Source organism: Vibrio vulnificus CMCP6 (assembly GCF_000039765.1).
Lineage (GTDB): Bacteria > Pseudomonadota > Gammaproteobacteria > Enterobacterales > Vibrionaceae > Vibrio > Vibrio vulnificus_B.
This window is the reverse complement of the sequence record NC_004459.3, coordinates 2,327,249-2,339,704: the sequence shown is the minus strand read 5'-3', so window position 1 is coordinate 2,339,704 and position 12,456 is coordinate 2,327,249. Positions and strand designations below refer to the sequence as shown.

The following is a 12,456-nucleotide window of genomic DNA, read 5'->3' as shown; positions in this document are numbered from 1 at the left end:
CCTTGCCACCTTTTAGTGCTGTATCGCACGCCATAACTGTGTTCGATCGATGAGTTTTCGGTAATCGGGCATCTCACCCGCCACCAATCCATTTTCTAGCGCCCAACGAGCTTGGATCTGCAAGTTTGAAAGCAAGCTATTACTCAACACCAAGCGAAATGCGTAGTCATCCCAAGTCCAAGACAACTGCCCAATCGGAATATCCAAATAACGTGCGACGATCTTCTGCGTCTCTATGGGATGTTCATGCATCCACTCTAGCGCTCGGTCTAAGGCTACCAGCACTTGCTTGTTCTCTTGAGGTGCGGATTCCAACGTAGACTTTAATGCCATAAGGTTAAAAGAAAGATGGTAGATACCACGAATACTCAAATCGTGAATCTGATGAGACTTTTCATTTTGTAGCTGGTAGCCGTAGGGCTCCCAAATAGAGATCGCGTCCACTTGATGATCCAGTAACGCAATACTCATTTCGTTGGGGGGAAGGTAATGCTTTTCTATGAAAATATCTGGCGTAACGCTCGATTTGATCAACGCATCAAGATAATACTCACTGGAACTGGCTTTGATAACGCCGACCTTCTTACCATCGAGTTGACTAATTTGTTCGATATCATTTTCTTTGAGAGTGAGTAACTTTAAATCATTGTCTGACTCCACAAAGCTCGCCAACACAGCAAAATCATTTCGCTCAAAGCTGGAAAACATGACTACCGATTCCGACGCTGTCGCATATTGAACCTCACCATTAAACATCAGCTGAGCACATTTCACCCCACCATAACAAGGCAATATATCAACGCGTAGGGTTTCAGAGTCGAGATAACCAAGCTCTTTGGCAATAATAAACGGGGCGGAAAGTGGCGTTTGAGACACCGCGATGGTGATCACCGAATCAGAGTCATAAAGAGGCTTTTGACTGCTCAACCAAACAACAGCCCCCACCATGACTAACAGTAGTGTGACAAACAAACTTGCTCGGAACCGAACTAACATACTCGCCAACCAAATGAAACAGGACTCATATAAGCATAGTCTAAATTTCACATAATACTAAATGGTTATTTTTGTGCCCAAATTCACTTTTTAATCACTTAAGCATCAATTAAAACCGCAAAAGAAAAGCTTTGATTCACGTTCTAAAAATGTTGTTGATTCAAGTGTGGTTTTTCTCAGATATGAAACGTGATGTTGATTAATCTGGTCTTACACTCATATTTCGATACTTTTTTAGGACGACTTATGGCCAAAGCGAAAGGCTTTACTCTCATCGAACTGGTGGTCACGCTGGTTATCATTGGTATTATTGCCGTTACCGCAGCAGCGCGATTTCTGGATATTCAGACGGACGCTCGTATTGCGGTGCTCCAAGGCGCGAGAACGGCACTAGAAACGGCCAATACGCAAGTCTACACCAAAGCCATTTTGCAAAACCAAGAGTCCGTCAATGCGCAGTTGGCTCCGAATATCGATCTGGACGGTGATGGTCATCCCGATCTCATTGGCTATTTTGGCCTGATCAAATACGTCATTCCGGCACAAGATCTTGCCGGGCTCGACCCTAAACTCACCATCAATAAATGGTATGGTGTGGATAACCCGGCCGAACCCTATTTTTTAATTGGGTTTGCGAACAAGCCTGTTGGTCCTACCCATCTGTGCTACGTTGAAGTGTTTTACCCCGCCAGTGCGGGAGGTGATGTCACCTATCAATTGCAAACTGCGCACTGTTAAACGCAAAGCAAATAAAAAAAACCAAAAGGCTCGGTGCCGTTTGAGGTGTTTTTTGCTGAAAGGCGTTATTGAATGCTCAACTGAGAAAGTCGATACCAACCAGAGGCTTGTTTGCCATCATTAGCCAAGTTCAGCGGTAGCTCACCATGGCTATCAATCAATGCCACTTCAACAGCATAATCTCCTCGCGTAAGAGCGTCTGGCAACGTTAAGCTGGTTCTTGTCGCGTGCTCTCCGGGTAACCATTCATTCACGTCATACTTAGATATCGCTGAAAACACGGTTTCTCCTTCACTGTTACGTAGACGATACGCTAAGTTACGGTGAATATAGGGCGGTGCGACGCCATCATTACTGAACAAGGTTTCAATAACCCAAGTGCTGCCCGCACTGAGTTGTTGCTGGTGAGACAAACTTTTGATTCTCAATCGGTAACCTAACTTGCTCAACGCGTTGTCCAGCAGCGGGCGATACTCCTCTGGGATCGGTTTCGATTTAAGATTAAGCGAAGAAGCATGCTGTGCAATGGCCCAATCTAAGCTTGCTTGGATTTCCTCTAACGTGTAGTCCTGCGCGCTTCGCCATTCCTGCATGGTTCCGCAGGTTTCTAAGCTTATGGGCCCGTGTTGCCATGCCTCTTTAAACTGGCTGTCTTTTTGTTCGGCTTGCTGCAGACGGTATGGATAGTCATCTTTCATATGACTCCATGTCGTCGAGAAATGATGCCAATCTCCCCAACAATCGGCGCGCCACCCAGCCCCTTTACTCACCGCATAATTTAGGCTGTTCTCACCGCTGATAAGCATGACTTTAGGGGTTTTGGGAAACGCTTGAAAGTGCAAATCCACAATATGATTGAGTGTTGCATCACTGTAACGCTGATGCAGTGGTGCTAGGTTGGAAAAATTACTGTTATGCCACTCGCCCCAAGAACCAACCATACCGATATCAACATGGCTGAGGTTAGGATTGCCATCGTAACGCTTACCAAACGCGTTCAACAGCTTCGCCATGTAACTCATGTACACGCTGTCTTCAAGGCTCGGAACGAAAGTGGAACCATCTTCACTCCAGTCGCCCGCGATCCCTTTATTGATCAACCAGCTTGGGATTTTGCTGCCAGTATAAGGCTCATCGGCGGTCATAAAACGTATCGCAATCATCTTCGCTGGTGATTCCTGACGATTTTCCGCCAAAATTCGATCGAGCTTATCAAAAGCATATTGCCCTTCAACAGGCTCTAACTCATTCCAATAAAAACGATAGTAATCAATACCCGCTTCTGGATATTGTGCCGTGCTTAGAGTCGCGCCCCAATTGTTATGAAACGTTTCGACCCCCATTCCGGGATTACTGATTGGCCCTGATAATTCCGTTGGATAAACCGTCACGATCCCCTCTTCAACGGGATCCGCGCCCTCAACAACGGAATTCTCCGGTTTGTTTGCACCGTTTTCCGCTTGGCCTTTTTTGGCATAGCAAGCGGTAACGGGCATGCTAATAAGCGAAGCCAATAAGAGTTGCTGGTAAAATCGAAGTTTCATTCCGTACCTTTTCGTATTGAGTATGAACTCGCTGACAACACTAGTGAATCAGACCTTTAAACCAGTCCCATATTCCTAGCGAGTAGTCTTTGAAGATATCAATCCCTAACGCTGACTTAAGCAGGTATAACGCCAAGGCGGATAAGCCAAACAAGGTCAACAACGCGATGACAACAAACGTCACCGTAAAAAAGTTAGCCAATGCCGACTCTTCCGCTCGAACTTGTCCACGGCGGTCACGACCGCAAAGGAGAACAAAATAGTAGCGCTTGCCAAACCAGGGCAAGCTCTTACGAACATCGAGCGAATGCCGAGCCACTAGGCCGATGGATTGCACCGCTTGTTCAATGTCGCGCTTCTGTTGCTCAGTTAAGCTCTCTGCCGTTTGCTTGTCCAGCGCATGGTAAAATTGTGCCACTGCCTTGTTGGCTTTTTTCGCATCCACGTTTATTTCTCCAACGCCTTCTGATAAACCGCAATGGTTTGATCCGCGATTTTATGCCAGTCGTATTTAGCCAAATAATCATGGTAATCCACGGTTTCAGCTTGCTCTGCTTGTTTTAATTTTTTGCTCAGCGCCACCACATCACCCACTGGAAAATAGTTTTCTTCCGGCAACGCAACCTCTGCATTGGCTGGAATATCACTCACAACGGCTGGCAATGAATAAGACATGGCTTCAAGCAAGGCAATCGGCAACCCTTCATGATAAGACGGCATTACAAATGCGCGCGCCTGAGAAAAGACGGCTTTCAGCTCATCACCATTTAAAAAACCGGTCATATAGATGTTTGGTGTGTTGCGTGCTTTTTCTTTTAGTTCGGCGCTGTACTTCGTTTCATGATCGGTATCGCCCACCAATACTAAAGGCAGAGTGGAACCAGACTGTGCATAGGCATCAATCAGATCATGGAACCCTTTTTCTTCAACAAAGCGCCCTACCGCCACAAAATATTCCTTCACCAGCAAGCCATGCTTGGTCATCACGTCTTGTACTTGCTGCTCATCAAGTTGGCCTGACGCTTCCACACCGTTGTAAATCAGGTGTGCATCGTAACGATGGTATTTCTGTTGGATTAAATCGTTAATCACATCCGAGATCACGATCACTTCGTTTGACCAACGCACCGCGAGCTTTTCGCCAAGCATCAGAATTTTCTTAGCAAAACCACCCCATTTTTGGCGATCATAGTCAGGTCCATGGTGGGTAAAAACGACTTTCTTACCCAGTAAACGCAGCAGTGGCACCACTAAACCCGGACCAATGGCGTGAACATGCACCACTTGCGAGCGATCCAGCCAGGTCGAAAGTGCCGCTAAGGTCGAGTGGATGACGGCTTCCAACGATTTTTTCTTTGGCGCCCACACCGATTTCGTCTCCACCCCTTGATACTGGGAATGTCGATAGTCGACATAAGGAGAGCGTGCCAATACGCAGACTTGAGAATCGGATTGTTCGACAACTTGAGGATATAAATGCTGACAATGTGTTTCGACACCACCTAAAACATTGGGAATACCACGCGTACCCAATACGGTAATTTTTAATGTCATGCTTCTCACTTATTGATTAGATTTCGGTAAAGACTCATTAAGCTTTGTTGATGACGGGTCAACGAGTAACGCTGTTCTAATCGTTGACGCGCATTGTGGCCTAATTGAGCCGCCTTCTCTGGATGTTGGGCAAAAGTGTCCATTACCTCAGCCAAAGAAGTAGAGTTCCCTGCAACAAATAGATGCCCTTCCGTTCCCTCTCTTACCTGCTCTGGAATCCCTCCAATATTGGCTCCAATCACGGGTTTTCCATACGCCATCGCCTCAAGAACGGACATTGAACAGTTCTCATAGCACTCTGACGGCACCACGATCGCACTGGCTTTTTTAATCAGTTGATGTAATGCATCGCCAGATTGAAAGCCCAGAAATTCGATCATGCTGTATTGCTGTTTTAACGTGTCATGCAGTGGGCCATCCCCCACTACTTTGAGCGGCAACAAGCGTTGTGACTGCTGATAAGCAGCCGCCAGCGTCGCTACGCCTTTTTCCTGACTTAATCGTCCTAGATAGAGAAAATAACCGTCATCACTGACGTCGCTGCAATCGACGTTTTCGTCGATGCCATTGACAATCACTTCAATGTGGTTTTCTGGTAACTTGCGGCGCAAGATGCTCGCAAGAAATTCGCTCGGAGAAATAATCACGTCAAGCGCGCGATAATTTCCCGCTAAAGATTGATAGGTTGCTTCGAGTGAAAGCAACACACTTTTAAATAGAGATCCTTGTTGGCAACGGTAACGTGTCGCGTTCCAAACACTGCCATCTAGGCAGGCTTCGCAAGTTTTACCTTGGCGATACATGGTGTAACTCGGGCAAGCAATTTTCGTATCGTGTGCCGTAAGTACCGTTTTGCAACCCGCAGATTTTGCCACTTTAATCAGTGAGGGTGTCAACTGATGGTAAATATTATGAAAATGTACGACTTGTGGCTGTTCTTGCTCAATCAGTGCTTTTAGCTTGGCACACGCATCACTGTTGTGAATAAACGCCCAAGCGGTCTTCAAGCTACTGCTGATCCCATGCCCTTGGTGGTAGTCGACGTTGTCGACAAAAAAGTCGCTGTATGAGGAAGTGAGGTTTTTCTCATGCTTCATGGCGAAATCGATGATCTCGAAACCCGCCGACTGAAGCAGCTCACGCTCTTGAAAAAACACCGTCTCAGCACCGCCTTTCAAAAAGAAGAACTTGTTAACCAACAATACTTTCATGCTTGCTCTCCTTTCGTTAAGGTATTTTGTGGTGCTTGATGTGGATCGTTATGAGCGGAAAACAGCCCTCGAACCAACCCTGCCGAAAAGACAGTTAGGTTGATCACGCTTTGCGCCGCATCGCGCAAAGAACGATTTTTGAGCGCTTTAAGCAGAAAAAAAGCACTAAGAGGCATGAGCGCCAGCGCAATCACCACAGGCTTCAACGTGCATAGTGCTGCCAGCAGTACACCGAGATAGAGAGTGAATATCGCTTCGTTTTTAACCGTATGCAGAGCATCGCGGAAATGCGGTTTCCCCCAAGCGCTTCTCAACAGCTCGCCCGGCGCAAACAAATACTGGCTGCGCCAGCGATATTTGAGCAATTGCCAAGTGGAGAGATCATAAGAAGTGTGGTGAAAATAAGGCTGCGCTAAGCGATGCAGCTTATAGCCAGCGTGCTTCAAACGCATGCCCAACTCGGCTTCTTCATACGCGTGTAAGTTACGGTTAGTGAGATAACCGATCTCATCAATGGCACTTTTGCGGTAAAGGCCACCTCCGCCGAGATGCGTGCAATCCCCCAGAGGGTAGATTTTGTGTAGGCGCTGTTTGCGTGATTTGAATTCGTAGCTAACGGCATCATCCATCTCAACCATGCCAGCCACACCGGCATAAGTAGGATGAGAACGCAAAAAGTCGACACCCGCTTCAATAAAGCCAGGAGCCAGTTCCATATCGCCATCCATCAAGAGTAGAAATTCACCTTTGGCATGGAGATAACCCAATTGATGGCCCACTCCACAACAACGCTCACTTTCATTCACTAGGCTGACTACGGTTGCCCCCTTGGCTAGCGCGATAGAGGGTGTTTCATCGGTAGAAAGGCTGTCCGCCACCAGAATCTCGTGAGGAAAAGCAGCAAGGTTTTGGCGAATACTGTCGATCGTATTCGCGATGCCTTGCTGTTCATTGTAGGTTTTAATGATGACACTGATTAATGGCTTAATGGTCATATCTCACTCTTTTTATTGATCATTCTGTGTTATCTAGCTGCGTATTACGCTTCATCACGCATCGCAAAATCACAATGGGTTACTTGCTGCCTTACCGATTGGCGAATCACCACCACCGCGCCTAACGCGAAGTAAAATAGAAACTGCAACATAGGAACTAACATTAAGATTTGGCTATACGGCAGGCTGAGCAGCACGGCGATAATGAAGGCGATAAACGCCGGTTGTGATGCCAGTAATCGTCGGTCTTCATCGTTGATTGACTCGATATCGAGTTGCGGTGTTGGCAAGGCAACCCACACGATGGTGCCCACGACCGCAACAAACAGCAGTAAACCAGCTAGCCCGAGCTCCCAAAGCATCATGCTTAGCGAGGTGGAATCCAGCAGAACATTGAACACCTGATTCAGAAAACCCGGCGCAACTGAGCTGCCGTGGTTGGTGGCATTAAGGCCATAGCCAAACCATTGGCTTGGCCAACCATACAAATCGCTATTTTCTTGCCAAAAGAACAAGGTGGTCATTCGCCCCAACTCACCAGAAGGCATGATGTAATGAGGATCAAACGCGTAGGAGAGAGAGTCGATGAACACCATCAACGCTCCTTTGCTTGGGTCACCACCAAATGCCGACGCATAAGAGCCTGCCAACACCAATACCGCGATGGTGATCAGAGCCAACATCCCGAAGAGGATGATCAACACCATTTTTAGTCCGTATCGGCGCATGCCTTTCAAATAGCTGGGAGCAAACCACGTAAAAGCCAAAAGCAGAGGCGAAATAAGAATGACAAACTTAATTTCGCCCAATACGCAAACCGCAAACGCGGCAATGATGTGCAGCAGCGTGCTGCGCTTTGTCGCCACACCATGTTTGTATTCAGACAATTTGAGCAACATGATAAGTAGGCAAAACAGCCCCAGAGCGGCGGTGTTCCCGCCTCCTAGTGGATCACCGCCAAACGTGCCCACCACAGAGTCCCACTTTTCGTACTCCCCCATCGCGGCAACGCGTTTTGGCACCATGACCAAAACTTGATAAGCAATCACCGGAAATTGCAGATAGAAAATCCAGTACAGCGTTTGAGTCACACGATAGATTTGGGATTCGCGGCAAAAGCCAAGCAATAAGCACAGTGTTATCAGCGCCATCGCCAACTCGTTTTTAAAGCCCACAATGGTGACGGTCACGCCGTTTTGTAACACGGTCGATAACAGGGCCAAGATAAACAGGGCCACAAGGCCAAACAAGATAAGCTGCTCTTGTGTATCAAGCGAAAACTGGCTGAAACGTGTTTGCATCATCAATAAAATGACCATCACACAGGCCAAAATAAATGGTAGCCACAGCACCGAACCGATGCCCGTGAAATACTGTACCAAACCGCACACCACTAGGGTTATCCAAGCGAGTCCTTGTAAGTAAAAGCCATTATTGAGTGTCACGCAGCACCTCGCTATCGCTCATACTGCGCGCTCGTTTGTTCACCGTGAGATAAATAAAGCCGTAACGCAAGGCTGATAAAGCGGCAAACGCGATAATCGACGCTTCATAGCTGGCCGACCAATACGGCATGATGACGAACGCCACCATCACCACGGCAAACTGCTCACACTGAATTCGGAAAAAATACCTCGGAGAGCCAAACACCAGCTCCACCACGGTCAGCGGACAAATCGCCAGAGCAGTGAACAGATACGGCAACATGTATTGTGAGGTAGGAACGGAGTCCAACCACTCTTGGCTGACCCATTGCTGCGCGGTGGCAAACTGCATCACCAACGGATAAAACAGGTAAACCCCAGCGGTTGCCGCCATCCCCATCATAAGCAACAACTGTCTTACCTTGAGGAACTCTGGGTAATTAAAGCGTTGGTGGCGAAAATCCACCGACCACTTTGAAAAAATCGAGTTGCGCACAGCGTTGCCAACAATCACCACCGGAGACAAACAGAAGCGGCTCACGACCGCAAAGTAGCCCGCGATCAACGGCGAAAACCAATAAGTAATCAATACGATGGGCAGATTACCGTTGACCATCGCCATGACTTCCGCGCTGCCAATGCCAGCAATATGCTGACGATGCTCACGTAAAAAGCGCCAATTAGACGCCCAAGAGAAATGGCGAAGTTGGATGCGTTTAAATGGAATGGAATAGAGAAGCCACAGCGCGATCAGCACCAATAACGCCGCTGTCCACGCCCAGTAGATCTCTGCTGGCTCACGAGAAAAGTAAACACACAAGGCGACCAATACCGAAACCATCAGTCTTTGTGTCGCGAGCAGCGTGATCTTCTCATCTCGCATCAGCAGGTTTTCAGAAATCAAAATCCACGCATGGGCCAAGGTTAAACCATAGACCCAAAGCAAAGATTGCTCGAAAAGCGCGACCACAACCACCGTATAGGGCAATGCCAACACGCTGGTTTGCACAAAGCAAAACACCACATTTTGCCCTAATTGCTCGGATGACTGCTTTGGCAGCAGCAATTGCGAAGCAAAGGTCGCAATCTGCGCGCCAATTAGCACAATACTATAGGTCAGTGCGTATTGCCCTACTTCCGCCATGCCGTAGCGGTGCGAAATCAACCAAATGGAAAACGCACCAATGACTTGCGAAATAATGGATGAGCCTGCGACCGTGGTGATGCTTTTCAATAAACTCATGCTATCGACCTAGGTTATCGAGTGCCGACAATGCCCCATGCATAACAAAGGCGAGCGACTCTTCGCTGATCAGTTCATCGGCATTCACGCGATTAAGCACCCCACCTAACAAACAAACTCCCTCTTGCTCAAGCTTGGCAAGATCATGACGAATGGCCGTCGCCTGACGCGTATCGGCTTGAATCACCACCAACACTTGGTCTAGCCATTTAGCGATCAACTGTGCATCTTTGTTTTCATGCAGGCTGGGTAAGTTCACCACCACACGGTCGTAATGGAGTGCGAGCTGCTCAAAAGCGTGCTTGGCTCCTTCTTGACCCAGCAATAGCAACGGCGATTGCGTTAGCGCTCCTCGTGGTAACCAATCGCCGCCCTGCTCCATTGGCTGTACATAATCAGACAAAGTCAGCGTTGTTGCTTGTTGTTCGGCGCCCAACCATTGCGCAAAACCTGTTGCCACAACGGATTCCTGCTCTGATTGAGACTCAAAAGGCAACGATAGCCCCGTTTGGGTGCGATAATCGAGGTCCACCAGCAAGGTTCGATGGTTTGCTGCAAGGCTTTGTGCCATCAACTGAGCTACCAAGCTTGCCCCTTCGCCCTCACAACTGGCAACCACGCCCAAGGTTCGAGCGGTCGGTGCTTTCAGTAACACCGCGCTGTTGATGCCGTGAATGGTTTCCATCGCTTGCTGATTGCTGGCAATCAGTTTAACCAAAGCCGCGCGTTCAACGCCCTCAGCAAACTCGGGTAAGTCCGCTAATGGTGCAAGGCCAAGTTTGCTAGGCAACTGAGCCAATGTGCTGACCGTTTGGTTCATGGCGGTACGCACAATCACAAACAACAAGGCGATCATCAGTGAGAGTACAAACACCATCACCAACAACAGTTTTTTGTTTGGCTTTTGTGGACGCTCCGCCGCAACCGCAGGGTCATAAATCAGTGCATCGGGTTCGCGATACTGCGCAGTGAGCGATTGCTCTTTGCTGCGTAAAAACAGGCTCTTATAAAGATCTTCCGTCTTTTGCAAATCCAGCTTCATGCTCTCGTATTGGTCACGTTTGGCCACCAAGGTGCGGAACTGCTTTTTCTGCTCGTTGAGCAGAGCTTTGTAGCGATTCTCTTTGGTAAGCGCTGCTTGATACTGCTTGTACAAGCCGTCTTTTAGCTCATTAAGCAGGTTCTTAGTTTGGCCTTCGATCGCTTGAATTTGCGCCTTGGCTTCCAGCACCTTGTTATGCTTTGGACCGTATTTGTTTTGCAAGTCGAAGAGCTTACGCTTGGCTTGAATCAGGGCAATTCGCAGATCTTGCAACTGTGGGTGACTTGAGATCTCAGGAATCGCGGCAATGTCTTCCAACGGCGCATCGATATTGTTGAGCACAATTTCATACTGAGCTTGAGCCGCCAAACGACGCTCTTTCGCATCAGCCAGTTTGTTGGTGGTGATGCCCAACTCTTCCGTTTCAAAGCCATCAATGCCACGAAAAGTTAACAAGCCCTCTTTGTCGAGGAAGTGCTCCATCTCTTTCTTTTTGGCTGCGACTTGTTCACGCAGCTCCGCCATTTGGCTTTCATTCCACTGTTGAGCAGTTTGCGTTTTTGCCATTTTTTGCTCAACGCTGTAGTCAATGAAACCCTGCGCAACAGCGTTGGCAATGCGCGCTGCTTCTGCGGCGTCTGACGATTCGTAAGAGACATAAACCAATTGCGTCAAACGCACCGGCGTGAATGTGAGCCCTTTACGCAATGTTTTGATCGCGTTGTCCATACGCTGTTGCTCTGGCAACTGCCAGGTCAAGGGCGACTCTGAGATTATCTTGTCGCGATTGTATTGACTGTTTTCGTCCAGCTTAAGCTGCTTTACCACACGCTCAAGCACCACGCGAGACTGCATCAGGTTCAGTTGCGTTTCGTAATACTGAGCACGAGTTGAATCGTAGCCATCGACCTGCTCAATCGGCGTGGCGTTGTCAGCTTGTGCTTTAAGCAACACCGCCGCGGTCGAGATGTACTTTGACCCCATCGACATGATCAAAGGCACGCAGGCTCCGGTAACCAGCGCAGTAAAAAGCACTATTTTTAATCCATTCTTTTTCAACGCTTTAAGAAACGGCGTAAAATCGATACTGTTTTCAACTTTCTTGCCGCGCGCGACCATTCCTGCTGCCATATTAGAAAAAGCTCTGTTCTACAATTACAGTGTCACCCGGGTTCACAGGGTGCGTGAGTTCAACATCTTCAATCAGCTCCAAAGTCGAGCCTGAACGGATATTGATATCGCCTTTGTCGGCGCGATCGGTAAAGCCACCCGCCATGGCGATGGCCTGTTCAACGGTTAAACGAGGCTGGTATTCATAGCCATTTGGCTGCTCAACCTCGCCAGAGATATAGAACAAGCGAAATGACTCAAGATTGACCGTTACCATTGGGTTAAGAAGGTAATCTCCGCGTAGACGGTTTTCGATCTCAGTTTCAATCTCGCTCGGCGTTCTACCAGTTAGCTTCACTTCACCAATGTAAGGGAAGTTCACTAGGCCAGCTTTACCAATTTTCAGTTTCATCGATAAATCGTCTTCACCATAAACGATGATCTCGATTTTATCGCCAGTGCCTAAGTGGTAATCATCCAACGATGCGTCGCGCGATTCTTTCTGAGTCACTTGAGGAGACGAGGGGGCGTCTAACGTTTCCGCCATCCCTTGCCCAAGCCATAACAGACTGAATATTAAAAGAAGTACTCTTTGCATT

11 protein-coding genes are annotated in these 12,456 nt (G+C 48.0%); 1 reads left to right on the top strand and 10 read right to left on the bottom strand.

Annotation, left to right across the window (positions count from 1 at the left end):
* Positions 1–12: 12 nt before the first annotated feature.
* Positions 13–948 (bottom strand): ABC transporter substrate-binding protein, encoded by a 936-nt coding sequence (locus tag VV1_RS10895; RefSeq protein ID WP_011080182.1) that lies wholly within the window; start codon positions 946–948, stop codon positions 13–15.
* Positions 949–1,242: 294 nt separating this feature from the next.
* On the opposite strand from VV1_RS10895, the gene VV1_RS10890 reads away from it, so the two are divergent.
* Entirely contained in the window at positions 1,243–1,734 is a 492-nt protein-coding gene (locus tag VV1_RS10890; protein WP_011080181.1) for a pilus assembly FimT family protein, read from the top strand.
* Between the two features lie 65 nt (positions 1,735–1,799).
* Here the strand turns inward: VV1_RS10890 and VV1_RS10885 are convergent, their stop codons facing one another.
* Genes VV1_RS10885 through VV1_RS10845 form a run of 9 tightly spaced genes read right to left on the bottom strand, consistent with a single transcriptional unit; the run spans position 1,800 to position 12,455 of the window.
* Positions 1,800–3,278, bottom strand: coding sequence for a DUF4832 domain-containing protein (locus VV1_RS10885; protein WP_011080180.1), 1,479 nt, complete (start codon positions 3,276–3,278; stop codon positions 1,800–1,802).
* Between the two features lie 40 nt (positions 3,279–3,318).
* Complete coding sequence (locus VV1_RS10880; protein WP_011080179.1) at positions 3,319–3,723, bottom strand: hypothetical protein; 405 nt, start codon at positions 3,721–3,723, stop codon at positions 3,319–3,321.
* A 2-nt stretch (positions 3,724–3,725) separates the two neighbouring features.
* A complete protein-coding gene (locus tag VV1_RS10875) occupies positions 3,726–4,832 on the bottom strand; it encodes a glycosyltransferase family 4 protein (RefSeq protein WP_011080178.1) in 1,107 nt (368 codons plus the stop codon).
* 5 nt (positions 4,833–4,837) lie between these two features.
* Complete coding sequence (locus tag VV1_RS10870) at positions 4,838–6,043, bottom strand: glycosyltransferase family 4 protein (protein ID WP_011080177.1); 1,206 nt, start codon at positions 6,041–6,043, stop codon at positions 4,838–4,840.
* Positions 6,040–7,038, bottom strand: coding sequence for a glycosyltransferase family 2 protein (locus VV1_RS10865; protein WP_011080176.1), 999 nt, complete (start codon positions 7,036–7,038; stop codon positions 6,040–6,042). Before VV1_RS10865 ends, VV1_RS10870 begins: the two co-directional genes overlap by 4 nt.
* A 44-nt stretch (positions 7,039–7,082) precedes the next feature.
* Entirely contained in the window at positions 7,083–8,483 is a 1,401-nt protein-coding gene (locus VV1_RS10860; RefSeq protein WP_011080175.1) for a hypothetical protein, read from the bottom strand.
* Positions 8,470–9,705, bottom strand: coding sequence for a lipopolysaccharide biosynthesis protein (locus VV1_RS10855; protein WP_011080174.1), 1,236 nt, complete (start codon positions 9,703–9,705; stop codon positions 8,470–8,472). Before VV1_RS10855 ends, VV1_RS10860 begins: the two co-directional genes overlap by 14 nt.
* 1 nt (position 9,706) lies before the next feature.
* Entirely contained in the window at positions 9,707–11,878 is a 2,172-nt protein-coding gene (locus tag VV1_RS10850) for a GumC family protein (RefSeq protein WP_011080173.1), read from the bottom strand.
* 1 nt (position 11,879) lies between these two features.
* Positions 11,880–12,455 carry a polysaccharide biosynthesis/export family protein gene (locus VV1_RS10845; protein WP_043920971.1) on the bottom strand — a complete coding sequence of 192 codons (576 nt, stop codon included), beginning with the start codon at positions 12,453–12,455 and terminating at the stop codon, positions 11,880–11,882.
* Position 12,456: the final 1 nt, after the last annotated feature.